Below are 23,241 nucleotides of genomic sequence, written 5' to 3'. Positions count from 1 at the left end.
TCAGAAAGGCGGTGTCCGGGTGCCTCGACAAAGGAACAAAATTGGTCCAGCACTCTTATGATATCGAATGGAATATCCCGGGCGCCAAACATGGAGCACCAGAGTTTTCGTCACGTTCCAAGTGACAAGGCCGTTCCCAGCAGGCCGGGGTCGTCTCAGTCGTTTCCGCCGGGAACGGCAAGGCTGCTGGCGCGGATCCTGTCCTGCGGCGATGCCGAACTGATCTGGCGCGACATCTGCGACTTCTTTTCCGGGTTCGGTTTCGAGCACGTGCTCTACGGCTATTCGCCGGATTCGCGTGGCGCCATCCTCGGTGCGCCCGAGGATTATCTGGTCCACAGCACCCTGCCGCAACCCGTGGTCCATGAAATGGTGACCGAAGGCTATTTCCGCATGAGCGTCACCTTCAACTGGGCACTGCGGAATGTGGGCGTGGCCAGCTGGGCGTTGACCGCCAGGGAAGCCGGGCTCGACGAGGATATCCCGGTTTCGGCCGCCGGGGCCGATTTTTTCATCCGCCACGGCCTGCTGACCGGCTGCACCATTGGCTTCATGCCCGAACGGACGCGGGGCAGGGCGGCGATGGCGCTCATCGCCCCGCCGGATGTGCCCCAGCACCATGTCGACGCCATCCTGGCCGAAATGCAGGACCTGATCTTCGCCGTCGCCGCCGTGGCGCATCGCTGCCTGTCGGCCTTGCCTTATCACGCCCCCGGCCGCAGGCTGACCCGGCGTCAGCGCGAGGTGCTGGAATGGGTGGCCGAAGGCAAGACCTCGGCCGATATCGCGGTCATCATGGGCATCACCACGCCGACGGTCGAGAAACACCTGCGTCTGGCCCGCGAAACGCTGGGGGTCGAGACGACGCCGCATGCGCTGGTCAAGGCAACTTTCCTGAACCAGATGTTCGTGACCTCACCGCTTGACACCGGCGTGCGGCGCACCCTGGTCCCCTGGGGCATGTAACCGCGGCAACTTTTCGCAGTTTGCTAAGTTTATGACCTTCCAAGGGTATGGATTCTCATACTGACGCGCTGGAAGCGAAGACTTTACTCTGAAAAAGTTAACGAGTGGCCGGAAGTGCCGCGTCCGATCCCCCAACCTGGACCGGGCGTTTTTTGGCACGACTGGAATGCGTTCTCTTGCCGTGTCCTTTCCCAACCCGATGCAGCAAGACAATCCGGTGCAGCACGCTGCACCGGAATGTCTGCATCAGGTGTTTCCGGGGGAAGGGGCTCAGGCGAGCCGGGCGTTCGTGGCCAGAGCCGCCGCGTCACGGATGGCGCGGATATTGGCGCCATAGGGCGCGGGATTGGCGACCGAGCCACCCTTGAACACGGCAGAGCCCGCGACCAGCACATCGGCTCCGGCCCGGGCCACCAGCGGCGCGGTTTCGGTCGTGACGCCGCCGTCGATCTCGATATGCACCGGCCGGTCGCCGATCATGCTGCGCAGCGTGCGGATCTTGGCGGTCATGTCGATGAACTTCTGGCCGCCGAAGCCCGGGTTCACCGTCATCACGCAGATCAGATCGGTCAGGTCCAGCACATGGGCCACGGCCTCGGCCGGGGTCCCGGGATTGAGCGCAACACCCGCCTTTTTCCCTGTCGCGCGAATGGCTTGCAGGGTCCGGTGAATGTGGGGGCCAGCCTCGACATGGGCGGTGATGATATCGGCCCCGGCCTCGGCGAAGGCCTCGATATAGGGGTCGACCGGCGCGATCATCAGATGCACGTCCATCACCGTCTTCACATGTTTGCGGAAGGCCGCGACGGCGGGCGGGCCAAAGGTCAGGTTCGGCACGAAATGGCCGTCCATCACGTCGACATGCACCCAATCGGCGCCCTGGGCCTCGATGGCCTGGATCTCGCGTCCGAAATCGGCGAAATCGGCGGAGAGAATTGAGGGGGCGATCTTGATCGCGCGCGAGAACACCATGACTTTCTCCATGGGGTTGTGGCAAGGTCCGAGGTCTCCGCCCTATGCCAACGCATCCCGGGCGTCCACTGAAAAAGCGAGGGCGCCATGCTCGAGATTCTGTCCCTGTCGGTCGCCGTCATCGCCCTGATCGTGGCGCAACGCGCGCATGGGCGGATCGCCTGGCTGACCCGCCGGATCGCCGCGCTGGAGGCCGGGCAGGGCGCTCCGGTTGCGGAAACGGGCGCCGTCGCCACGGCCCCCGTTAAGGATGTTCCCCCAGCCCCCGAACCCCGCCCGGTGGTGGCGCGGAAACCGGCGCGTCCCTCGATCGTCGCCCGGTTCCTGCCTTGGCTCAGGGCCAACTGGATCTATCCGGTGGCGGGGCTGTCGCTGGTCATGGCGGCCGTCTTTCTGGTGCAATATTCCATCGAGAAGGGCCTTCTGTCGCCCGCCATGCGCATCGCGCTGGCGCTGGCCCTGGGCCTGTCGCTGGTGGCTGGCGGCGAAGCGCTTCGCCGCCGCTGGGGCGCGGGGCAGGCCGGGCTGGTGCCCGCGACGCTGGCCGGGGCGGGGGTCTTCACGCTCTTTGCCGCGGTGCTGGCGGCCTATCACCTCTATGCCATGCTGGGCGCCGAGGCAGCGCTTCTGGTGCTGGCGCTTGTCGCTCTGGGCGCCATGGCGCTTGGCTGGGTGCATGGGCCGATGCTGGCGGCGATGGGTGTCATCGGCGGCTCGGCGGCGCCGTTCCTGCTGGGCGGCGGCGGCCCGCCACCGGTCCTGCTGTTCGGCTATTTCGGCGCCGTGGCGACGCTGGGGCTGGGCATCGACGGGCTGAGGCGCTGGGGCTGGGTCTCGATCCTGGCCGTGGCGCTGCCGCTGGTCGCGGGGGTGCTGATCGCCGGGGGCGGCGCGCCGTCCTGGGGTCTGGCGCTGCTGGCGCTCTGGATCGCGCTTCTGGGCACGGCCTTGCCCGGCGGCCGTCTGGTCCCGGGGGCCGAGGGCGTCCCGCTGCACCGCTGGCGTGCCCGCCCGGGCCTTGAGGTGATCGTCGCGGGCCTGTCCGTCCTCGGCGCGACGCTCGCCATCCTCACCCAGGTCAAGGCCCCGGAGAGCCTGCTGGCGATGGGCGCGCTGGCGGTGCTGCTGCCGCTCTGGACCGCACGGGCCCCGGCGCTGGCCGATCTGTCGCTGATCCCGGCGCTGGGCCTGCCGCTGGCGGTGCCGGTCGCCGGGATCACCACGCCCTTGCTGCTGTCCATGATCCTCAACCTGCAAAGCTGGTTGCCGCAGGGCAGCGTGGCGCTGGCGGTGCTGGCGGGCCTCGCGATGCTCTGGCGCAGCGAGCGGGCCGGGGGGCTGGCGCGCGACCTCTGGGCGATCCTCGCCGTCGCCACGCCCGGCGCCACGCTGGTCGCGGTCGAGGTCTTCTGGAAACCGATGTCGCTGCTGGGCGCCGCCTGGCCGTTCACGGTGATGGCGCTGGCCGCGGGCTATACCGCGCTGGCGCTCTGGGCGGCGCGGCGCGACGGCGGGCAGGGCGCCCGTCTGGGGGCGGCCGCGGCCGCCGCCATCGCCACCATCGCGCTGGCCCTGATGCTGATCCTCTCGGCCGGGGCGCTGACCGTGGCACTGGCCGTGCTGCTGGCGGCGACGGCGGCGATGGACCGGCGTTTCGACATTCCCTATCTGGGCTGGATCATCGGCCTCGGCACCATGGCGATGGGCTGGCGGCTGCTGTTCGACCCCGGGCTCGACCCGATCCTGCTGGGCGAGATGTCGGCCCTCGATACCGGGCTCACGCTGCTGGCAGTGCTGGCGGGACCGCTGGCGGCGCTGGCGCTGATCCGGGGCCTGCCGGCGCATCCGGCCCGCGACTGGGGCCGGATCATCGCCGAGACCGGGCTCTCGGGCCTGATCCCGGTGGTGCTGGCCGTGGCCATCGCGCGCTTCGTCGACGGGCTGAGCCCCCATGCCTCGCTGGGCCTGCAGGCGAGCGTGCTGATCGCGCTGGCCGCGGTGCAGATGGCGAGGGCCAGGGCGCTGCCGGGCAGCCGGGCGATGCTCTGGCTCCGGCGGGGGTTGGCGGGCCTGCTGGGTTTCGCCGCCGGGCTTTGCCTGCTGGCGAACCTGACCCTGTTCTCACCGCTGGCCGGTCCCGGTTTCCTGGCCTCGCCGGTGCGCGGCTGGCCGGTGCTGAACGATCTGGTGCTGGCCTATCTGGCCCCGGCGCTGATGCTGGCCTGGACGCTGCGCCACCGCCCGCGCGCGCGATTCCTGGCAGCGATCCCGGGCATCTATTGGCTGGCGCTGGTCATCCGCCACCTGTGGCACGGGGGCGCGCGCATGGGCCTCGATACCGGTTTCGCGCAGGGCGAGCTCTACGCCTATACCGTCGCGCTGCTGGTGGCCGGTGCGCTGGCGCTGGCGCTGGCCCTGCGGCTGGGCGTGACCGGCTACCGCATCGCCGGGCTGGCGCTGATCGGGCTCGCGGCGGCCAAGGCCTTCCTGATCGACGCGTCGGGGCTGACCGGCCTGATGCGGGTGGGGGCGTTCCTGGCGCTGGGGCTCTCGCTGGTGGGGCTGGCCTGGCTCAATGCCTGGGTCACCGGGCGCATGGCGGGCAGTCCGGCGGAGCCCCCGGAGGGGGTCATCCGATAGTCCTATAATAGGTATTATGTAATTTATATGGTTAGCCAGAACACCGATCTATGGCTGCGTTTTGCAGTGTTCTTGCCATGAAAACCCCAAATCTTGTTGCAAAACGAGAATGCTGGTTGCCAAAATGCAACAAATCGAACAAACCCGCGCCCGGACCAGGCATCGCCGCTTGTCCTGCCGCCAAATGCAGCGAATTGTTTACCTGTTCTTAAATGTTGCAACGGCATAAGGGCCTGAACAAAGATCGGCGCAATCCAGAATGGATGTCCCGCCAGGAGATTACGGTCGGAATGATACAGGGCAAGCTTCCTCAGGAGGACTGCACCAAGCTGGTTCCGGCTCCGCGGTCAATCAAAGACGCGGGCACGGTCCTGCTCATCTACGCGGCTGAGGCCCTGTCCCTGGTGACGCCACGGCGCGACCGGCAGTCCATCATCTTGACGCAGATGCGCATGCTTAACAGCGGCATGCTGCAGAACATCGCCCCCGAGGCGATCGTGGCCCCCTTGATAACCGCCGATTACGACATCGTCGATCTCGGCATCCTGCTCGAGGATCTGGGCTATGCCGGCGATCTCTACGCGCTGACCAGACCGCTGCCGCGGGCCGAGCTGGTGATCCGCGAAGTCGGCGCTGCCTGCCCGCGTCTCACCGTCCGCCTGCTGGAAATCGGCTGATTATTCCCCGCGCGGAAAGCGCTGGGATTCCTCCAGAATGTTCAGATCCATGTGGTTGCGCATGTAGCGCTGGCTGGCGTCGCGGTGCGGCTGGAAATCCCAATCGGCATAGCACCCGGCTCTGAGCGCCTCGTAAACCACCCAGCGCCGCGCCTGGCTGGCGCGAACTTCGCCGTCGAAGTCCTTGAGACTCCAGCGTGCTTTCGCCATGACGCGGAAGCGGTCCAGCACCGGCGCGAACCCCGGATCGCCCGCCAGATTGACCCGCTCGTCCGGGTCGCTGTCGAGGTTGTAGAGCGTCTCGGGATCGGCGGCGCAGGCAATGTATTTCCAGGGCCCGTCGATCAGCGCCACCATCGGCGCCACCGTCCCCTCGGCCGCGTATTCCATCGGCACCGGCCCCCGGCCGCCGGTGCCATGCATCAGGGGCAGCAGGCTTTCGCCATCGGTCCAGGGCGCGATCCGCCCCATGTCGAGTCCTGCCAGATCGCACAGCGTCGGCAGCAGATCCAGCGTCGAGACCGGCTGATCCACCCGCTGCGCCTTGATCCCGGGGCCCTTGATGAACAGCGGCACCCGGGCCGAGCCCTCCCAGAAATTCATCTTGAACCACAGCCCGCGCTCGCCCAGCATCTCGCCATGATCCGACAGGAAGACGATCACCGCCTCCTGCCGGGTGCGTTCCAGCACATCGAGGATCTCGCCGATCTTGTCGTCGATATAAGAGATATTCGCGTAATATCCTTGCCTTGCACGACGAACTTCATGCTCCGTCGCTTCGAAGTTCCGGTAGTCGAAACTCTCCAGCAGCCGCTTGCCATGGGCGTCCTGATCGGCAAAGGCGATGGCCTCGGGCGGCGTCAGCTCCGGGCAATCCTCGTAAAGATCCCAGTATTTCCGCCGCGCCACGAATGGATCGTGCGGATGGGTGAAGCTGACCGTCAGGCACCAGGGCCGCGCGTCATGCCCCCGCGCCAGATCATAGAGTTTCTGCCCGGCCAGATGCGCCACGTCATCGTCGTATTCCAGCTGGTTGGTGATCTCGGCCACACCCGCCCCGGTCACCGAGCCGAGGTTGTGATACCACCAGTCGATCCGTTCGCCCGGCTTGCGGTAATCGGGGGTCCAGCCGAAATCGGCCGGGTAGATATCCGTCGTCAGCCGTTCCTCGAAGCCGTGCAGCTGATCGGGACCGACGAAATGCATCTTGCCCGCCAGCGCCGTCTGATATCCCGCGCTGCGCAGGTGATGGGTGAAACACGGCGTATCGGATCTGAACTCGGCCGCATTGTCATAGACCCCGGTGCGGCGCGGCAATTGCCCGGCCATGACGCTGGCGCGGGCGGGCGCACAGAGCGGACTCGGGCAATAGGCGCGCGAGAACCGGGCCGATCCCGCCGCCAGCTTCCGCAGATTCGGCGCATGCAGGAAATCGGCCGGGCCATCGCCCATCAGCGTGCCGGTCAGCTGGTCCACCATCAGGATCAGGATGTTCGGGCGGGTCATGGCGGGCCTTTCGTCAATCGGATGCCGGGCGATCCTGACCTACGCCCGACACCCCTGCCCCGTCAAATGCGACCCCGCCGCGCCCGGTTTGCGACGGCGCCCGCGAGCGGCTAGTCTCGGCCCGACTCGCATCGCCAGAGAGGCCCCGCAATGGACACCAAACTCCTGCTCATCATCCTCGACGGCGTGCCCTACGCCAATTGGCGGCGCTATTTCGGGTGTCTCGAGGGCTGGGTCGCCTCGGGCGAGGCGCGGGTCTGGAAGATGCGCTCGGTCCTGCCCTCGATGTCCGGCCCCTGCTATGCCTCGATCCATTCGGGCGTGGCGCCGCAGGTGCATGGGGTGCTGTCGAACGGCCATATCCAGCGGGTCGAACTGCCCGACGTCTTCAGCGAGACACGCAAGGCGGGCGGCGTCACCGGCGCCGTGACCCATAGCTGGTGGTCCGAATTCTTCAACCGCGCGCCCTTCCAGTATGTGCGCGACATCGAATACGACGAGCCCGAGAGCCCCAGCATCAACCACGGCCGGTTCCACACTATGACCGGCTACGACCACCTGAACCAGACGACCCCCTCAGATGTCGATCTCTTCGCCACGCTGACCTCGCTCTGCCTGCGCTTCGGGCTCGATTACGGCATCCTGCACACCTGCACGCTGGATTCGATGGGCCACCGCTTCGGCCATGATTGCCCCGAGATGGACCATGCCTGCGCGCTGCTCGACGCGATGCTGGCCAAGTTCCTGCCCGACTGGCTGGCCATGGGCTATGAGGTGATCGTGACCGCCGACCACGGCCAGTCGCTGCGCGGCCATCACGGCGGCACGGGCGAGGATCAGCAGGATTTCGCGCTCTATTACTTCGGCAAGGGCGAAGGCCCGTCGAAGGACACGCTTCTGGACCAGCGTCAGCTCGCGCCCACGATCCTGACCCGCCTCGGCGCCCCTGTCCCCGAGACGATGAAGCACCCCAGCTTTCTCAGCTGAGCCGCAAAGCCTTATCTTTGTTCTCTAAATATCCTCGGGGGTTTCCAAAGGGGGTGGAAAACCCCCTTTGGCGGGGGGTGCGGGGGGCGGCGCCCCCCGCTTCCTAGACCCCGAACTCGCGCAGCCGCGCCACCAGCGCCGCCGTCGACCCGTCACGGCCCTCCGTCGTGGCCTTGCCCTCGATCATCGGCAGCAGTTGCGAGGCCAGTTCCTTACCCAGTTCGACGCCCCATTGGTCGAAGGAATTGATCCCCAGCACCACGCCCTCGACGAACACCCGGTGTTCATAAAGCGCGATGATCGCGCCCAGCATGGCGGGCGTCAGCTTGGGATAGAGCAGCAGGGTCGAGGGCCGGTTACCCGGAAAGACCCGGTGCCGCGCCTGCCGCTCCAGCTCCTCGCCCGAAAGCCCCTTGGCCGCCATCAGCGCCCGGGCTTCCTCCAGCGTCCGGCCCTGCATCAGCGCCTCGGCCTGGGCCAGGCAATTGGCGGCGAGCAGGCGGTGCTGATGGGCGAGTGCAGGCTCATGCCCCTGCCCCGCCAGCAGGAATTCGCAGGGCACGACATCGGTGCCCTGATGGATCAGCTGATAGAAGGCATGCTGGCCATTGGTCCCGGGCTCGCCAAAGACCACGGGGCCCGAGGGCACCGTCAGATCCTCGCCATCCATCGACACCCGCTTGCCGTTCGATTCCATCTCCAGCTGCTGCAGATAGGCGGGCAGCCGGGCCAGCCGCTGGTCATAGGGCAGCACGGCGCGCGCGGCATGGCCGCAGACCTGCCGGTGCCAGACGCCGACCATGGCCAGCGCCACAGGCATGTTCTCGTCCAAGGGCGCGCTCAGGAAATGCTGGTCCATCGCCGCGGCACCGGCGAGGAAGGCGCGGAAATCCTCGGGCCCGATGGCGATCATCAGGCTCAGGCCGATGGGCCCCCACATCGAATAGCGCCCGCCGACCCAATCGGCGAAACCGAAGACCCGCGCCGGGTCGATGCCGAAGGCCGAGGTCTTGTCCAGCGCCGTCGACAGCGCCACGAATTGCCGGGTGGGCTCGGCCACCGCGCGCGACATCCAGGCCTTGGCCGTCTGGGCATTGGTCATCGTCTCGATGGTGGTGAAGGTCTTCGAGGCGACGATCACCAGCGTCGTCTCCGGGTTCAGCGCCTCCAGCACGTCATGGATATGCGCCCCGTCCACGTTCGAGACGAAATGGCAGCGCGGCCCGTCGGCATAGGGCGAAAGCGCCTGCACCGCCATCGCCGGGCCCAGATCCGAGCCGCCGATGCCGATATTCACCACATCGGTGACCCGGCCGCCCGCGGCGCGGATCCGGCCGTCGCGCAGGTCGCGGGCGAAGCTCTCCATCCGGGCCAGCGTGGCGCGGACCTCGGGCATGACGTCCTGACCGTCGACCATCACGCTGCCTTGCAGGTTGCGAAGGGCCGTGTGCAGGACCGCGCGGTCCTCGGTCTCGTTGATCCGGGCGCCCTGGAACATGGCGTCGCGACGGGCCTCGACACTCCGGGCCCGGGCCAGATCCAGCAATGCGGCACGGGTCGCCTCGTCGATATTCGTCTTTGAATAATCGAACAGAATCGGCCCGGTCGCCGGAGTTTCCAGAATCGCCGAAAAGTTTTGCGCCCGGTTCGGATCGGAAAACAGCGCGCGGATCGGCCGGTCGGCGGTCTCGCGCAGGCGGTCGCTCAATGCGGCCCAGTCGTTCATCAAAACACTTCCAAGAGGTTGCTTCGCTCCTTTCTGCCAAGATGCGCCCGGGTTTCCCAGCGCAAAAGCGCCGGGCGTCTTTTCCCCGCGCCGGTGCTGTCTTCCAGCAACAGGCCGGACGCCCGGTTTCCGGGCCTTGTGGCGGGCGCGACCCCGTGCAGAATGGCGCGCATGACTCCGCGTATCCTGCACAGCGAGGCCTGCATGGCCGAGGGCGCCGAATGGCTTGCCGCCGCCCATCCGCCCTTTGCCCGGGCGCTGGCGCTCTGCGGCCCGCCGCCCTTGCGTCGTCGCGGCGACGGGTTCGAGGCGCTGGTCGGCGCCATCGTCAGCCAGCAGGTTTCGGTCGCCTCGGCCCGCGCCATCGCCGCCAAGCTGCAGGCCGCCGGTCTGGTCAGCGCCGCGCAGTATGCCGCGGCCAGCGAGGAACATCTGCGCGCGAACGGCCTGTCCCGCCAGAAAGCCCGCTATATCAAGGCGCTGGCCGAGGCCGAGATCGACTTCGACGCCCTGCGCGAGGCGCCCGAGGACGCGATCGTCGCCACCCTCACCGCCGTGCCCGGCATCGGCCGCTGGACGGCCGAGATCTATGTCATGTTCAGCCTCGGCCGCGCCGACACCTTCGCGCCGAACGACCTTGCCCTGCAGGAGGCCGCGCGGCTCCTGTTCGATCTGCCCGAGCGGCCGAAGGAGAAGCCGATGCGCGCCATGGCCGAGGCCTGGTCGCCCTGGCGGACGGTTGCCGCGGGGATGCTCTGGCACTACTACCACCATGCCAAAAGCCGTGAAGGCGTTACCTGAAAGGACGATCCATGCCCCCTCGCCCGCTGAAATCCGCCCGCAAGGGGGCGCCGAAGGGCTCCGCGACCTCGGTGGTGATCTTCCTGCATGGCTATGGGGCGAATGGCGCCGATCTGCTGGGCCTCGCCGACCCGCTGGCACCGCATCTGAAGGGCACCGCCTTCTACGCCCCCGATGCGCCCGAGAATTGCCAGGGCAATCCCTTCGGCTTCCAGTGGTTCCCGATCCCCTGGCTGGACGGCTCGTCGGAAGAGGCCGCGAGGGCCGGGGCCGAACAGGCGCGCGCCGATATCGACGCTTTCATCGATCAGGTGCTGGCGGATGAAGGCCTGCCGCCCTCGGCCCTGGCGCTGGTCGGCTTCTCGCAGGGGACGATGATGAGCCTCGCCACCGCGCCCCGCCGGGCCCAGCCCATCGCCGCCGTGGTCGGCTTTTCGGGCCGGCTGCTGGAAAAGGACGGGAGCGACTGGATCGTCACCAAGCCGCCGGTGCTGCTGATCCATGGCGACTCCGACCCGATGGTGCCGGTGCAATCCCTGCCCGAGGCGGCGGACGCCCTGACCAAGGCGGGCGTCGAGACCTATGCCCATGTCTGCAAGGGCCTTGGCCATTCCATCGACAACGAGGGGCTGTCGCTGGCTCTGGGCTTTCTGCACGATAAATTGCCGCGCTGAAGCGCAACTGTCGCCTCTTTGTGATGCAGGACCGGCATCCTGCGCCCGGCACCCGATCTCGCGGGCTTGTCAGAGGCGCAACACCGGATATAGTCGGGGCAACTTCCGCTTCGGCCGGTCCTGCCAGGAGAGACGAGGAATGGACGGCGACTTCAGGCAAAGTTTCGTGCACGAACCCGCGGCGCTGCGGCAATATCCGGCGCTGGTCCTGAACGCCGATTACCGGCCGCTCAGCTATTATCCGCTGTCGCTCTGGCCCTGGCAGGAGGCGGTGAAAGCGGTCTGGATGGACCGGGTCACCATCGCTGCCGAATACGAGCAGACGGTGCGCAGCCAGCGGATGGAAATGCGAATACCCTCCGTCGTGGTGCTGAAAGACTACGTCAAACCCCGAAAGCGCGTGGCCTTCACGCGCTTTAATCTTTTTCTGCGCGACGAATTCGCCTGCCAGTATTGCGGCTCGCGCCATGACCTGACCTTCGACCACGTGGTCCCCCGGGCCATGGGCGGCGTCACCAGCTGGGAAAATGTCGTCGCCGCCTGCGCGCCCTGCAACCTGCGCAAAGGCTCGAAAAGCCTGCGCCATTCCGGCCTGTCGCTGCAGCGCCTGCCGCACCGGCCCTCCTCGGCCGAGCTGATCGACAAGGGCCGCCGTTTTCCGCCGAACCACCTGCATGAAAGCTGGGCGGATTACCTCTATTGGGATACAGAACTGGACGCCTGAGCCGGTTCGTCAAACCCGCCTTAACCTGATACGGCGAGGCTGGACTTTCCCGCCCGCGCGCCCTATTCAAGCGCCGAGTTACCGCTAACAATTCGCAGGAGCCCGGCATGGTCGCCCGCGTCATTCCCGTCGATCCCTTCGATCTGGTGGTGTTCGGCGCCACCGGCGACCTGGCCCGTCGCAAGATCCTGCCCGCCCTCTGGCAGCGCTTTGCCGAGGGGCAGATGCCGCCCGAAGCCCGCATCATCGGCGCCGCACGGACCGAGCAATCGGCCGCGGACTTCCGCCAGATGGTGTCCGAGGCCTTTGACGAATTCATGGGCGACAAGGCGCCCGAGCCCGCCGCGCGCGCCGATTTCCTGGACCGGCTCGATTACGTCGCGGTCGAGGCCACCGGCGATGAGGGCTGGGCGGAACTGGCCGCAAAACTCCGCGACGGCGTGGTGCGGGCCTTCTATTTCTCGGTCGGACCCTCGCTGTTCGGCCCGCTGGCGGCGGGCCTTGGCAAATATGGCATGGTCACGCCCGAGACGCGGATCGTGGTGGAAAAGCCCTTCGGCAACGATCTGGAGACGGCGCGCGCGCTGAACCAGACGCTCGCCGCGCATTTCACCGAGACGCAGATCTACCGGATCGACCATTATCTGGGCAAGGAGACCGTCCAGAACCTGATGGCGGTCCGCTTCGGCAATATCCTGTTCGAGCCGCTGTGGAACGCGCGGTTCGTCGACCATGTGCAGATCACTGTGGCGGAAACCGTGGGCGTCGGCGGCCGCGGCCCCTATTACGACAAATCGGGCGCCATGCGGGACATGGTGCAGAACCACCTGATGCAGCTTCTGTGCCTGATCGCCATGGAGCCGCCGCACAAGTTCGAACCCGACGCGGTGCGGGACGAAAAGCTGAAGGTCATTCACGCGCTGGACCCGGTCGAGCCGCAGCATGTGGTGCGCGGCCAATACGGCGGCGGGGCGGCGACCCCCTCGTATCGGGACGAGGTGGAGAACCCCGCCTCGACCACCGAAAGCTATGTCGCGCTCAAGGTCGGCATCTCCAGCTGGCGCTGGAAGGGCACGCCTTTCTACCTGCGCACCGGCAAGCGGCTGCGGTCCCGCGCCTCGGAAATCGCCGTGATCTTCCGCGACCCGCCGCATTCGATCTTCGGCGAGGATGCGCCCTGGAAGGCCAACATGCTGGTCATCCGCCTGCAACCGGACGAGGGCATGACGCTGAAGGTGATGATCAAGGAACCCGGCCCCGGCGGCATGCGTCTGAAGGACGTGGCACTCGACATGTCCTTTGCCGAGGCTCTGGGCGACGACATGCATATTCCCGATGCCTATGAGCGGCTCATCATGGACGTGATCCGCGGCAACCAGACGCTGTTCATGCGCGGCGACGAGGTCGAGGCCGCCTGGGCCTGGACCGATCCGATCATCGCCCACTGGCAAAAATTCGCTGACCGGCCCTTTGCTTACGACCCGGGCTCGTCGGGACCGGATGAAGCGCTTAAGTTGATCCATCTGGACCAACGAAGCTGGCGCGAGATCCGTTGATGGACTTTATCGAATATTCCGACGCCGACATGATGATGCTGTCCCTGGCCCGCATCCTGTCGCGCGACCTGCGCGAGGCGCTGCTCAGGCGCGACCGGGCGCTGTTTGCGGTGCCGGGCGGCACCACGCCGGGGCCGGTCTTCGACATGCTCTCGGCGGTGGACATCGACTGGGACCGGGTGGATGTGGTGCCCGGCGACGAGCGCTGGCTGCCCGAGGATCACCCCCGCTCGAACGCCGGGCAACTCCGCGCCCGGCTTCTGCGCGGCAAGGCCTCGGCGGCGCATCTGCTGCCCCTCTGGCGCGACCTGCCGCCGGCAGAGGGCGCGGCGCTGACCGCCGCCGATCTTGAGCCGCTCTTGCCCATCGACGTGGCGCTGGTCGGCATGGGCGCCGACATGCACACCGCCTCCATGTTCCCGGGCGCGCCGGAACTGGCCCTGGCGCTTGCCAATGACGCGCCGGTCATCGTGCCGATCACCGCCCCCGATGCGCCCGAACCCCGGGTGACGATGAGCGCGCGGGTGCTGAAAGGCGCCTTCGCCCTGCATGTTCTGATCGTCGGCGCCGAGAAGCGCGAGGCGCTGGAACGCGCGCAGAAACTCTCGCCGACCGAAGCGCCGATCAACGCGCTCCTGTCCAAGGCCAGCGTTCACTGGGCGCCCTGAGACCTAATCCCTGAGGCTGCCCTCGGGCAGTCCCGCGATCAGCCCCGCTTTCACCGCCGCCTCGCACCGGCTGGCCATGGCCTTGCGGCTGGGCGTTTCGGCCACCGGGATCGGCGGGTGATAGACCACCTCGACCTGGCCCTGACGGATCTGCGCCAGCACCCGCACCAGATGCCCGCCGAAGCCCAGCGTCCCCCACCAGGCGTAAAAGCGCGGGTCGCGCCCCGGCGGGCCGGTATAGACCAGCGTCACCGGCTGAATGGACAGGAGCCCCGCCAGATCGGGATCGAAGAAGGCGGCAAAGAGCGTGGGCTTGAAGGGCAGGATCCTGAGCCCGTCGGAACTGGTGCCCTCGGGAAAGAAGCACAGGTGATGCCCGGCCCTGAGCCGCGCCTCGAACACCAGCTTCTGCGCCTTCGCCTCGCGCGGGTCGCGGCGGATGAAGACGGTGCCGGTGGCCTTGGCCAGCCAGCCGATCCCGGGCCAGCCCGCCACCTCGTTCTTGGCCACGAAGTAGATCCGCTGCGGCGCGTTCATGGCGAAGATATCGAGCCAGCTCACATGGTTGGCGACCACCGCGCCGCGGCCCTGCATCGGCCGGCCCCGGGTGCGAAAGCCGATCCCCAGCACCAGAAATGCCGCCCGGCAGACCGCCTGCGTGACGAAGGGCGTGACCGGCCGCTTGAGCCCGAACAGCGGGCGCTCCAGCAGCCGGAGCGTCAGATGCAGCGCCAGCCCGCCGAAGACCACCAGCCCCAGAACCGGCAGCCGCAGCGCCAGCACCAGCCAGCCCAGCGGCCCGATCCTGACCGGCGGCGGATCGCCATCGGGCGAGACCCAGGTGGGATCGCGGGGAGCGGGCGTTTCAGCCGCGAGGGGTTTTGCGGGTGTAGAAGTCAACGGCTCGCTCGGACATGGTGGAGGTGTCCATGATCAGGCACACATCCGTGGTGTTGAAATCATGGTCGATGAAGGCGCCCTGCCCCACGAACCCGCCCAGCCGCAGATAGGCGCGGATCAGGGGCGGAATGGCGGCCAGCGCCCGGGCCCGGTCCAGTGCCGCGGGGTCGATCAGATCCATCCGTTGCACCTGAGGGCCGGGACGGACGGTGACACGCAGGGCCTCGGGCGCCAGATGATGGGCGTTGAGCCAGCTCAGCGCCTCGGCATGGGGCGCGGGATCGGCGCCGTGGAACGAGGCCACACCGAACATGATCTCGATCCCGCGGGCGATCACGTATTCGGCCAGCCCGTTCCACATGAGCAGCATCGAAGCGCCGCGTCGATGGGCGGGATGCACGCAGCTGCGCCCCAGCTCGACCAGCTTGCGACCCGAAGCCCTGAGGGGCGCGAGGTCGTATTCGGCATCGGAATAGAACCGCCCCAGCGCCGCGGCCCGGTCCTGCGGCAACAGGCGATAGACGCCGACCACATGGTCCAGCGTCTCGGGATCGGCGTTGCGGTCAATGAGCAGCAGATGGTCGAAATGCGGGTCCAGCGCGTCCCGCTCCAGCCGGGCGGTGTGATCGGCCCCTTCGCAGCGCGCGCCCAACTCCTCGACAAAGACCGCGTAGCGCAGCCGCTGCGCCGCCTTGAGGTCGCGCTCGTCCTGCGCCAGACGCACCTCATAGGCGATCTCGCGCGGGGCGGCGGCGGGGCGTTGTACATCATTCATCGCTGTTCCTCCCCTCCCGGGGTGCCGTTGACTTGGGGCGGGCTTCGGTCCTAGGCTCGGCCGGATTTCCCGGCTAAAGCCCCGGCACCCAATCGAGATTGATGACCCGTGTATCCACCACGACCTTCCCTGCTTCTTCGAAATTCACCGTCACGCGGTCGCCCACCACGGATTGAACCTGCCCAAGGCCCCAATCGGGCTGGGTCGGGTGGCGGACAAACATGCCGGGCTCCAGCAGCTGGGCCATGGGATCGCTCCTGTGCAGGGGCCGGCCAGACCGTCGAGGCGGGCGCATGAGCGCGCCCGATCTCGCCGCGCTGGTCGGCTCGCGGCTTTGCCATGATCTGGTAAGCCCTCTTGGCGCGATCGGCAACGGGGTCGAGCTGCTGAAAATGCTGCACGAGGGCTCGGACGAGCTGGCCCTGATCGAACAGGCGGTGGCGGCGGCGCAGGCCCGGGTCCGGCTTTACCGGCTGGCCTTCGGCGCGGCGCATCCGGGGCAGGAGGCGAAGGCCGAGGATCTGGCCGAGGCCTTGCAGGCGCTGTCGCTGAACGGCCGCCTGACGGTCGAATGCGGGCTGCGCGGACCCCTGCCCCGCGTGCAGGCGAAACGGCTGGCCCTGGCCGCGCTCTGCCTGGAAACGGCGCTGCCCTGGGGCGGCACGGCGCAGGTCACCGGTCAGCGCGTCAGCGCCCGGGCCGCGCGGATGAAGCTGGACCCCGACCTGTGGGAGGCGCTGGCCACCGGCACCCCGCCCGAGGCCCCGGCGGCCGCCACGGTGCATTTCGCGCTGCTGGCCGAAGGCGGCGCCGTCGAGGTCACCCGGGACGACGGCGGGATCGCGATCAGCCTCTGATCGTGCCCTCGCCGGTCACCAGATATTTGAAGCTGGTCAGCTGCTCGGCGCCCACCGGGCCGCGGGCATGCATCTTGCCGGTGGCGATGCCGATTTCGGCGCCCATGCCGAACTCCCCGCCATCGGCGAATTGCGTGGACGCGTTGTGCATCAGGATCGCGCTGTCCAGCCGCTGGAAGAAACGGTCCGCAGTCGCTTGATTTTCCGTCAGAATCGACTCGGTGTGCTGGCTGCCGTAGCGGCGGATATGGGCGATCGCCCCGTCCACCCCATCGACCAGCCTGGCGGCGATAATCATGTCCAGGAACTCGCGGCCGAAATCGTCAGCTTTGGCCTCTATCGTACCGGGAATGCTGAGCAATTCGCCTTCGGTCCGCACCTCGACACCCGCCTTCAGCAGATCCTCGATCAGCACCCCGCCATGCCTGGCATAGAAGGCCCGGTCAATCAGCAGGCATTCGGCCGAGCCGCAGATGCCGGTGCGCCGGGTCTTGGCGTTCAGGACCACGCGGCGGGCTTTATCCAGATCGGCCTCGCCATCGGCGTAGATGTGGCAGATCCCCTCCAGATGGGCGAAGACCGGCACCCGGGCCTCGGCCTGCACGAGGCCGACCAGCCCCTTGCCACCCCGGGGCACGATCACGTCGATGTACTTGACCATGCGCAGCATCTCGGACACCGCCGCCCGGTCGCGGGTCGGCACCATCTGGATCGCGCCTTCGGGCAGGCCCGCGGCTTTCAACCCCGCGACCATGCAGGCCAGCAGCGCCTGCGAGGAATGATAGCTCTCGGACCCGCCGCGCAGGATCACTGCATTGCCGGATTTGAGGCACAGCGCGGCAGCATCCGCTGTCACATTGGGGCGGCTTTCATAGATCACGCCGATCACGCCCAAAGGCGTGCGGACCCGGCGGATATGCAGCCCGCTCGGCATGTCCCATTCGGCGACGACCGCGCCCACCGGATCCTCCTGCGCCGCCACCGCGCGCAGCCCCGCGACGATGCCCGCGACGCGCGAGGCATCGAGCTTCAGCCGGTCGAGCATGGCGTCGCTGAGGCCCTTGTCGCGGCCGAAGGCCATGTCCCTGGCATTGGCCTCGAGGATCTGCGGCAGCGAGGCCTCGACCGCCTCGGCCGCAGCCAGCAGCGCCGCTTCCTTGGCTTGCGGCGGGGCGAAGGCCAGCTCGGCCGAAGCCTCGCGGGCGCGCGCGCCGAGACCTTCCATCAGCGTGGCGATATCCATGCCGTCCATCTGCCCCTCCTAGAGAACCATATCGTCGCGGTGAATGAGCGCGGCGCGCCCGGCGTAGCCCAGCACCGCCGCAATCGCATCCGACCGCTTGCCCTTGATCTTGCGCGCTTCCTCGGCGGTATAGCGGACAAGGCCGATCCCCAGCGCCCCCTCGGGCCCCTGGATCGCCACCGGCTCGCCCCGGCCGAACGCGCCCTCGACCGTCGTGACGCCCGCGGGAAGCAGCGACTTGCCCTGCCCCAGAGCCTGCGCCGCGCCCGCGTCGATCCGCAGCACGCCCTTGGGCTTCATCGCCGCGATCCAGCGCTTGCGGGCGGCCTGCGGGTCGCCGAGCGCCCCGAACCAGGTGCAATTCGCGCCCTGCTCGATGGCCGTCAGCGGCCGCAAGGGTGCCCCCGCGGCGATGACCATGGCGCAGCCACCATGCGTCGCGGTGCGCGCGGCCATGACCTTGGTCTTCATCCCGCCCTTCGACAGGCCGGAGACCGGATCACCGGCCATCGCCTCGATCTCGGGCGTGACATCGGCCACGTAGTCGAGGCGCCGGGCCGTCGGGTCGACATGCGGGTTGCCGGTATAGAGCCCGTCCACATCGGACAGCAGCGCCAGTTGGTCGGCGCCGATGGTGATCGCCACCTGCGCCGCCAGCCGGTCGTTGTCGCCGTAGCGGATCTCGTCCGTGGCGACGGTGTCATTCTCGTTGACGATGGGCACGACGCCGAGGGACAGAAGCGTCTCCATCGTCGCGCGGGTGTTCAGATAGCGGCGGCGGTCCTCGGTATCCTCCAGCGTCACCAGCACCTGCGCGGTGGTGATGCCATGCGGCTGCAAGGCTTCCTCATAGGCCCGCGCCAGACGGATCTGGCCGACGGCGGCGGCCGCCTGCGATTGCTCCAGCGCCAGCTCGCCCTTGGGCAGGCCCAGCACCCGCCGCCCCAGAGCGATCGAGCCCGAGGAGACCAGCACCACATCGGCGCCCCGCGCCTTGGCCTCGGCCACATCCTCGGCCAGAGCGCGCAGCCAGTCGGATTTCAGCTGACCGCTGGCCGCATCGACCAGCAGCGCCGAGCCGATCTTGATGACCAGCCGCCGCGCCTGGGTCAGCGACAGCCGGGTCTCGGTCAGGGTTGCCACGATTCGTCGTCTCCCTCGGCCGCAGCCTCGGCCCGTTGCGCGGAAATCTCGGCCCAGAGGGCGCGCAGCACCTCGGTCACGCCCTTGCCCGTCGCCCCCGAGAGCAGATAGACCCGCCCGCCCGAGGCCTCTTCCAGCGCGGCGCGCTTCTCGGCGATCTCCTCGTCCATCAGCGCGTCGATCTTGTTCAGCCCGACGATGCGCGGCTTGTCGTAGACCACCTCGGAATAAAGCTCCAACTCGTGGTCGATGATGCGGAAATCCTCGGCCACATCCTCGGACGTGCCGTCAACCAGATGCAACAGCACGGCGCAGCGTTCGATATGGCCAAGGAACTGGTCGCCCAGACCCCGGCCCTCGCTCGCGCCCTCGATCAGGCCGGGAATGTCGGCCAGCACGAATTCGCGCTGGTCGATGCCGACGACACCAAGGTTCGGGTGCAGCGTGGTGAACGGGTAATCGGCGATCTTCGGCCGGGCGTTCGAGGTGGCGGCGAGGAAGGTGGATTTGCCGGCGTTCGGCAGGCCCGCCAGCCCGGCATCGGCGATCAGTTTCAGCCGCAGCCAGATCTCGCGCTCGACGCCTTCCTGCCCGGGATTGCCCTTGCGCGGCGACTGGTTGGTCGAGGTCTTGAAGCGCAGATTGCCCCAGCCGCCGTTGCCGCCCTTGGCCAGCAGCACCTTCTCGCCGATCGTGGTCAGGTCGGCGATCACCGTCTCGCCGTCCACGTCGAGGATCTCGGTCCCCTGCGGCACCTTCAGCACGATGTCGTCGCCGTCCTTGCCGGTGCGCTGGCTGCCCATGCCGGGACGGCCGTTGCCGGCGAAGAAATGCTGCTGGTAGCGGAAGTCGATCAGCGTGTTCAGCGCGGGCACCACTTCGGCCCAGACATCGCCGCCCGAGCCGCCGTCACCGCCGTCCGGGCCGCCGTATTCGACGAATTTCTCGCGCCGGAAACTGACGCAGCCGTTGCCGCCGGAACCCGAACGGATGGTAACCTTGGCGAGATCGAGGAATTTCATGAGACGGTCCAGTTTGGCGCAAGACTTGGCGATAGCCCCATGCGCGCGGCGGATCAAGGCCCGCGCGACGGCGCGGGCCCCGGAGGAAAGGCGCGGCTGGCCCTCTCAGGCCATCTTGCGCAGATAGGTCCAGGTTGGCACGGCGCCAGCCCGGGCGACCGACCAGGCCTCGGCATCGCCGATATATTCGAACCCGGCATTGGTCAGGATCCGCGCCGAGACGGGATTGTCCTGAAACACCTCGGCGAAGACCGTGCAATTGGCATGCGGATTGGCATCGAGCAGCGCCCGCACCGCCGCCGAAGCGATGCCGGTGTGCCAGAAGGCCGGCGCCACCCAATAGCCGATCTGGCTCTGCTTGCGGTCGAGCGCCTTGAGCGAGACGACCCCCACCAGCGGATCGCTGCCGCCGGGGGTGCCGTCGATGGCCCAGACATCCTCGTCCCGGCCGGGCGCGAGGGCCGTGGCGACAAAGGCCTCGGCCGCCCCCTCGGGCAAGGGATGCGGGATCGAGCGCGTGCCCTGCGCCACCCGGACATCGCCGACGTGACGCGCCAGCGCCGGCACGTCGGCCGGGGTCAGCGGGCGCAGCAGCAGGCTGCCGGCCTCGATGGTGGTTTGGGGTGCGCGCGGCAGCGCGGCGAGACTCGGACGGGCGTTCATGACGCGACTCGGACAGGGGAAGAACAAAAGCGAGGGGGCCGGCAGTTTCCTGTCGGCCCCCGGAGTATCAGTCGATTGTATCTACTGAGTTACTCGGCGGCCTCGGCCACCGGAACGATCGACACGAAGCTGCGGCCCTTGAGGCCCTTGGTGAAGGTCACGCGGCCATCCTGCAGCGCAAACAGCGTGTGATCCTTGCCCATGCCGACACCGGCGCCGGCCCAATGCTTGGTGCCGCGCTGGCGCACGATGATGTTGCCGGCGATGCAGACCTGACCGCCATAGATCTTCACGCCGAGACGGCGACCGGCCGAGTCGCGGCCGTTGCGGGACGAACCGCCTGCTTTTTTGTGAGCCATGGGGTCTTACTCCTGCGCTTCGGCCGCCGCTTTTTTGCGGGGCGCCCGTTTCGGTTTCTCGGCAGCGGCTTCCGCGGCCGGGGCGGGCTCGGCCTCGACCGGGGCTTTGGTGCCCGAGCCGATGGCGGCCTTCACGCCCGACGTGTCCGCGCCTTCGGCGAGGATGTCGGTCACGCGGACCAGCGTCAGCAGCTGACGGTGACCCTTGGTGCGCTGCGAGCTGTGCTTGCGGCGACGCTTGACGTAGTGGATGACCTTCTCGCCCTTGATCTGGTCGATGACTTCGGCCTGCACCGCCGCACCCGCGATGAGCGGCGCGCCGATGACGGTCGAATCGCCGCCCAGCATCAGGATCTCGTTGAACTGGATCTTCTCGCCGGCATCAGCGGCGAGACGTTCGACGCGCAGCACGTCGCCCGATTGGACGCGGTATTGCTTGCCGCCGGTCTTGAGGACTGCGAACATGTCCTGTCTTCCTTTTCGTTTCCGCGTTCTGTGGCCCCCGTTGCCGGGCGTTATGGGCTTGCGCCGCCTCGAACTGCGCCCCTTCAAGGGGTGATAAACAACGCGCCCCGCATCGGCGACAACGCGACGAGAGCGGGGCGTGGCGGTCCTCTACCCTCAAGTGGTGGCACAAGTCAAGCCGTCGCCCGGGGAAACCACCCGGCGGAAGGGCGGCAGACGCGACCCTGCGCGCGGCCTGTCCGGGGTCGGCGGGCGGGGCCGATCTGGCACGGAATGCCCCCGCCCCGCAACCGCATGCGCTGTGGCTTTTCGGGATGGACCGGGACTTGGCGCTTCGCATACTCTACGCCCGAGGCGGGTTCAGGGGCCCGCGATCCTTGCGCAGTCAATCGGTTGTCCCAGAACATGACTTCTTCCGCTCCGCGTGTCGGCATCGTCATCCGCACCAAGGACAGGCCGCTCTTCGTGACCCGCGCGCTGCACAGTGTGCTGGCGCAGACGACGGACAGCTGGCGGGTGGTGCTGGTCAACGACGGCGGCGATCCCGCGCTTCTGGAGGCCGCGCTGCAGGCCGCGGGCCTGCTGCCTGCCTTCGACGGCGGCGCCATGCAGCTGCTGTCGCTGCCCCGCTCCATCGGACGCTCGCTCGCCTTCAACCTCGGGGCCGAGGCGCTGGCGACCGAGTTCGTCTGCTGCCTTGACGACGACGACACCTGGGACCCTGAGTTTCTGCAAGCGCTGCTGGGGCTCTACGACCAGACGCGGGAGATGGCGCCCGATCTGGGCGGCGTGGCCTCGCTGGTGACGGCGATCCGCGAGGATCTGCTGGTCGAGGACGGCGCTGAAACGCTGGTGCCGCAGGGCGAGGACGAGCTTCCGGCCTCGTTCCGGCGGCGGGATTTCTTCCTCGACCCGGTGGCCTATGCCACCTATCGGCACGACCTCTATCCGGTGCAATGGATGCTGCGAAGGGCCGAGGCGCTGGAGGTCGGCGGTTTCCCCGCCGCCTTCAACGTCATGGAGGACCGGGCCTTCATGACGCGTTTCCTGCAACGCTGGCGGGTGGCGATCCTCGACCGCAAACTGGCCTTCCACCACCGCCGCACCCGGCGGCAGGACGACACGGCGCAGAATGTCGCGCTGAACACGCTCGACAATCCCTCCTATGACTGGCGGCTCTATTCCGATCTGGCGAAAATGCCGCTCAACTCGGCTCCGGGCGAGGCGGATGCCGGCGTCCTGATCCGCGCCACCGCCGCCACCGTCATCAAGGAGCTGAACGACGAGACCAGCGCGCTCTGGCACAAGATCAACGGCGAGGCGGCGACGCTCAGGGCCAAGATCGACGCGCTCGAGGCCCGGGTCAGTGCCGTCAGCCTCCATGACGAGGTGACCGCCCCGCTCGAGTCCCGGGCATGGTCGCTCTGGCCCACGGTGGGCGAGCTGAACCTCGGCTACCGGCTGGGGGCGGGCACGCCCTTCCTCGACCGGTTCGAACTGTCGCTGGCCGAAACCCGTCCGGGCCTGCTGATGCATGCCTCGCCGGTGGAACGGCGGATGGTGGTGCAGATCCCGCAGACGCTGGATTGGGCGGCCGTGGAACTGTCGCTCGCGGGGCTGGCCCGGCGCGGCGAGGGGCTGCGCTGCGAGGTGATCGTCAGCCATCCGCAAGGTTTCCTCTTCGAGACCGCGCTGTCGGTCTGGCACAAGGATCTGATCGGCCGCCGCAGCCATGCGTTCGAGGAGAACCACGTCCATTCCTGCCCGCCCGGCGGCGCGCTCAAGATCACCCGCGAGTTCAGTGCCAGGCAGCTGGCCAAGGCCGAGACGCCGAAACTGTCGATCGCCCTGCCCCGTCAGGCTCAGGACTTCCGCTTCACCTGCCACGACCTCGTGGTCAGCCGGATCTGAGGGGGG

General features: G+C 67.9%; 23 protein-coding genes and 1 pseudogene. 11 read left to right on the top strand and 13 right to left on the bottom strand.

The genetic code is table 11. The annotated features are described in order from the left end of the window. The first annotated feature begins 90 nt into the window (after positions 1-90). Entirely contained in the window at positions 91-966 is an 876-nt protein-coding gene (locus DDE23_RS25730; RefSeq protein ID WP_170121877.1) for a helix-turn-helix transcriptional regulator, read from the top strand. Between the two features lie 270 nt (positions 967-1,236). Here the strand turns inward: DDE23_RS25730 and rpe are convergent, their stop codons facing one another. After that, complete coding sequence (gene rpe / locus DDE23_RS16150) at positions 1,237-1,938, bottom strand: ribulose-phosphate 3-epimerase (protein WP_107753006.1); 702 nt, start codon at positions 1,936-1,938, stop codon at positions 1,237-1,239. Positions 1,939-2,025: 87 nt separating this feature from the next. Here rpe and DDE23_RS16145 point away from each other — a divergent pair, with 87 nt between their 5' ends. Then, complete coding sequence (locus tag DDE23_RS16145; protein ID WP_107752940.1) at positions 2,026-4,578, top strand: DUF2339 domain-containing protein; 2,553 nt, start codon at positions 2,026-2,028, stop codon at positions 4,576-4,578. Between the two features lie 452 nt (positions 4,579-5,030). Then, positions 5,031-5,255, top strand: coding sequence for a hypothetical protein (locus DDE23_RS24930; protein WP_133239581.1), 225 nt, complete (start codon positions 5,031-5,033; stop codon positions 5,253-5,255). On the opposite strand, the gene betC is transcribed toward DDE23_RS24930, so the two are convergent. Then, positions 5,256-6,761: a choline-sulfatase gene (betC, locus tag DDE23_RS16135; protein WP_107752936.1), complete on the bottom strand. Its 1,506-nt coding sequence runs from the start codon at positions 6,759-6,761 to the stop codon at positions 5,256-5,258. 150 nt (positions 6,762-6,911) lie between these two features. On the opposite strand from betC, the gene DDE23_RS16130 reads away from it, so the two are divergent. Then, positions 6,912-7,748: an alkaline phosphatase family protein gene (locus DDE23_RS16130; RefSeq protein ID WP_107752933.1), complete on the top strand. Its 837-nt coding sequence runs from the start codon at positions 6,912-6,914 to the stop codon at positions 7,746-7,748. A 103-nt stretch (positions 7,749-7,851) separates the two neighbouring features. On the opposite strand, the gene pgi is transcribed toward DDE23_RS16130, so the two are convergent. Together pgi and DDE23_RS25150 are read right to left on the bottom strand one after the other, a co-directional pair. After that, positions 7,852-9,474: a glucose-6-phosphate isomerase gene (gene pgi / locus DDE23_RS16125; RefSeq protein WP_107752931.1), complete on the bottom strand. Its 1,623-nt coding sequence runs from the start codon at positions 9,472-9,474 to the stop codon at positions 7,852-7,854. After that, positions 9,474-9,647 carry a hypothetical protein gene (locus DDE23_RS25150; RefSeq protein WP_157958047.1) on the bottom strand — a complete coding sequence of 58 codons (174 nt, stop codon included), beginning with the start codon at positions 9,645-9,647 and terminating at the stop codon, positions 9,474-9,476. The genes pgi and DDE23_RS25150 overlap by 1 nt, the downstream gene beginning before the upstream one ends. Between DDE23_RS25150 and DDE23_RS16120 the strand changes: the two genes are divergently transcribed. The 5 genes from DDE23_RS16120 (at position 9,646) to pgl (ending at position 13,897) form a co-directional block, all read left to right on the top strand. After that, positions 9,646-10,275, top strand: a complete 630-nt coding sequence (locus DDE23_RS16120) for a DNA-3-methyladenine glycosylase family protein (RefSeq protein ID WP_107752929.1) — start codon at positions 9,646-9,648, stop codon at positions 10,273-10,275. The genes DDE23_RS25150 and DDE23_RS16120 overlap by 2 nt on opposite strands. A gap of 11 nt (positions 10,276-10,286) precedes the next feature. Further along, a complete protein-coding gene (locus DDE23_RS16115; protein ID WP_107752927.1) occupies positions 10,287-10,949 on the top strand; it encodes an alpha/beta hydrolase in 663 nt (220 codons plus the stop codon). A 139-nt stretch (positions 10,950-11,088) separates the two neighbouring features. Further along, positions 11,089-11,673: an HNH endonuclease gene (locus DDE23_RS16110; protein ID WP_107752925.1), complete on the top strand. Its 585-nt coding sequence runs from the start codon at positions 11,089-11,091 to the stop codon at positions 11,671-11,673. A 107-nt stretch (positions 11,674-11,780) separates the two neighbouring features. After that, complete coding sequence (zwf, locus tag DDE23_RS16105; protein WP_107752924.1) at positions 11,781-13,229, top strand: glucose-6-phosphate dehydrogenase; 1,449 nt, start codon at positions 11,781-11,783, stop codon at positions 13,227-13,229. Further along, entirely contained in the window at positions 13,229-13,897 is a 669-nt protein-coding gene (gene pgl, locus DDE23_RS16100; RefSeq protein ID WP_107752922.1) for a 6-phosphogluconolactonase, read from the top strand. Before zwf ends, pgl begins: the two co-directional genes overlap by 1 nt. A gap of 3 nt (positions 13,898-13,900) precedes the next feature. Here the strand turns inward: pgl and olsA are convergent, their stop codons facing one another. The 3 genes from olsA to DDE23_RS16085 form a co-directional block, all read right to left on the bottom strand. Next, positions 13,901-14,797 carry a lyso-ornithine lipid O-acyltransferase gene (olsA, locus tag DDE23_RS16095; RefSeq protein ID WP_107752920.1) on the bottom strand — a complete coding sequence of 299 codons (897 nt, stop codon included), beginning with the start codon at positions 14,795-14,797 and terminating at the stop codon, positions 13,901-13,903. Continuing rightward, positions 14,763-15,572, bottom strand: a complete 810-nt coding sequence (olsB, locus tag DDE23_RS16090) for an L-ornithine N(alpha)-acyltransferase (protein WP_107752918.1) — start codon at positions 15,570-15,572, stop codon at positions 14,763-14,765. The genes olsA and olsB overlap by 35 nt, the downstream gene beginning before the upstream one ends. Positions 15,573-15,645: 73 nt before the next feature. Continuing rightward, positions 15,646-15,819, bottom strand: a complete 174-nt coding sequence (locus DDE23_RS16085; RefSeq protein ID WP_107752916.1) for a DUF3553 domain-containing protein — start codon at positions 15,817-15,819, stop codon at positions 15,646-15,648. A gap of 46 nt (positions 15,820-15,865) precedes the next feature. Here DDE23_RS16085 and DDE23_RS16080 point away from each other — a divergent pair, with 46 nt between their 5' ends. After that, positions 15,866-16,429 carry a histidine phosphotransferase family protein gene (locus tag DDE23_RS16080; protein WP_157958046.1) on the top strand — a complete coding sequence of 188 codons (564 nt, stop codon included), beginning with the start codon at positions 15,866-15,868 and terminating at the stop codon, positions 16,427-16,429. Here the strand turns inward: DDE23_RS16080 and DDE23_RS16075 are convergent. From DDE23_RS16075 to rplU, 6 genes and pseudogenes are all read right to left on the bottom strand, one after another. After that, complete coding sequence (locus DDE23_RS16075; RefSeq protein ID WP_107752913.1) at positions 16,419-17,681, bottom strand: glutamate-5-semialdehyde dehydrogenase; 1,263 nt, start codon at positions 17,679-17,681, stop codon at positions 16,419-16,421. The genes DDE23_RS16080 and DDE23_RS16075 overlap by 11 nt on opposite strands. A gap of 9 nt (positions 17,682-17,690) precedes the next feature. Next, positions 17,691-18,815, bottom strand: coding sequence for a glutamate 5-kinase (gene proB / locus DDE23_RS16070; protein WP_107752911.1), 1,125 nt, complete (start codon positions 18,813-18,815; stop codon positions 17,691-17,693). After that, positions 18,803-19,837, bottom strand: coding sequence for a GTPase ObgE (gene obgE / locus DDE23_RS16065; protein WP_107752909.1), 1,035 nt, complete (start codon positions 19,835-19,837; stop codon positions 18,803-18,805). The genes proB and obgE overlap by 13 nt, the downstream gene beginning before the upstream one ends. 105 nt (positions 19,838-19,942) lie before the next feature. Further along, on the bottom strand, positions 19,943-20,500 hold the full coding sequence (locus DDE23_RS16060; RefSeq protein WP_107752907.1) for a GNAT family N-acetyltransferase: 558 nt from the start codon (positions 20,498-20,500) through the stop codon (positions 19,943-19,945). 89 nt (positions 20,501-20,589) lie between these two features. Further along, complete coding sequence (gene rpmA, locus DDE23_RS16055; protein ID WP_107752905.1) at positions 20,590-20,859, bottom strand: 50S ribosomal protein L27; 270 nt, start codon at positions 20,857-20,859, stop codon at positions 20,590-20,592. A gap of 63 nt (positions 20,860-20,922) precedes the next feature. Next, positions 20,923-21,324: pseudogene (gene rplU / locus DDE23_RS16050) on the bottom strand (50S ribosomal protein L21); the annotation flags it as partial. Between the two features lie 405 nt (positions 21,325-21,729). On the opposite strand from rplU, the gene DDE23_RS16045 reads away from it, so the two are divergent. Then, on the top strand, positions 21,730-23,235 hold the full coding sequence (locus DDE23_RS16045) for a glycosyltransferase family A protein (RefSeq protein ID WP_157958045.1): 1,506 nt from the start codon (positions 21,730-21,732) through the stop codon (positions 23,233-23,235). Positions 23,236-23,241 lie beyond the last annotated feature (6 nt).

It is taken from the genome of Pararhodobacter aggregans (genome assembly GCF_003075525.1).
Classification (GTDB): domain Bacteria; phylum Pseudomonadota; class Alphaproteobacteria; order Rhodobacterales; family Rhodobacteraceae; genus Pararhodobacter; species Pararhodobacter aggregans.
The sequence above is the reverse complement of the archived record's forward strand: the minus strand, read 5'-3'. Positions and strand labels throughout refer to the sequence as shown.

Coding starts and splice junctions, on each gene's coding strand:
- DDE23_RS25730 (WP_170121877.1), top strand. CDS start 91: ATGGAGCACCAGAGTTTTCGTCACGTTCCAAGTGACAAGGCCGTTCCC.
- rpe (WP_107753006.1), bottom strand. CDS start 1,938: ATGGTGTTCTCGCGCGCGATCAAGATCGCCCCCTCAATTCTCTCCGCC.
- DDE23_RS16145 (WP_107752940.1), top strand. CDS start 2,026: ATGCTCGAGATTCTGTCCCTGTCGGTCGCCGTCATCGCCCTGATCGTG.
- DDE23_RS24930 (WP_133239581.1), top strand. CDS start 5,031: ATGCTTAACAGCGGCATGCTGCAGAACATCGCCCCCGAGGCGATCGTG.
- betC (WP_107752936.1), bottom strand. CDS start 6,761: ATGACCCGCCCGAACATCCTGATCCTGATGGTGGACCAGCTGACCGGC.
- DDE23_RS16130 (WP_107752933.1), top strand. CDS start 6,912: ATGGACACCAAACTCCTGCTCATCATCCTCGACGGCGTGCCCTACGCC.
- pgi (WP_107752931.1), bottom strand. CDS start 9,474: ATGAACGACTGGGCCGCATTGAGCGACCGCCTGCGCGAGACCGCCGAC.
- DDE23_RS16120 (WP_107752929.1), top strand. CDS start 9,646: ATGACTCCGCGTATCCTGCACAGCGAGGCCTGCATGGCCGAGGGCGCC.
- DDE23_RS25150 (WP_157958047.1), bottom strand. CDS start 9,647: ATGCGCGCCATTCTGCACGGGGTCGCGCCCGCCACAAGGCCCGGAAAC.
- DDE23_RS16115 (WP_107752927.1), top strand. CDS start 10,287: ATGCCCCCTCGCCCGCTGAAATCCGCCCGCAAGGGGGCGCCGAAGGGC.
- DDE23_RS16110 (WP_107752925.1), top strand. CDS start 11,089: ATGGACGGCGACTTCAGGCAAAGTTTCGTGCACGAACCCGCGGCGCTG.
- zwf (WP_107752924.1), top strand. CDS start 11,781: ATGGTCGCCCGCGTCATTCCCGTCGATCCCTTCGATCTGGTGGTGTTC.
- pgl (WP_107752922.1), top strand. CDS start 13,229: ATGGACTTTATCGAATATTCCGACGCCGACATGATGATGCTGTCCCTG.
- olsB (WP_107752918.1), bottom strand. CDS start 15,572: ATGAATGATGTACAACGCCCCGCCGCCGCCCCGCGCGAGATCGCCTAT.
- DDE23_RS16085 (WP_107752916.1), bottom strand. CDS start 15,819: ATGGCCCAGCTGCTGGAGCCCGGCATGTTTGTCCGCCACCCGACCCAG.
- DDE23_RS16080 (WP_157958046.1), top strand. CDS start 15,866: ATGAGCGCGCCCGATCTCGCCGCGCTGGTCGGCTCGCGGCTTTGCCAT.
- DDE23_RS16075 (WP_107752913.1), bottom strand. CDS start 17,681: ATGGACGGCATGGATATCGCCACGCTGATGGAAGGTCTCGGCGCGCGC.
- obgE (WP_107752909.1), bottom strand. CDS start 19,837: ATGAAATTCCTCGATCTCGCCAAGGTTACCATCCGTTCGGGTTCCGGC.
- DDE23_RS16060 (WP_107752907.1), bottom strand. CDS start 20,500: ATGAACGCCCGTCCGAGTCTCGCCGCGCTGCCGCGCGCACCCCAAACC.
- rpmA (WP_107752905.1), bottom strand. CDS start 20,859: ATGGCTCACAAAAAAGCAGGCGGTTCGTCCCGCAACGGCCGCGACTCG.
- DDE23_RS16045 (WP_157958045.1), top strand. CDS start 21,730: ATGACTTCTTCCGCTCCGCGTGTCGGCATCGTCATCCGCACCAAGGAC.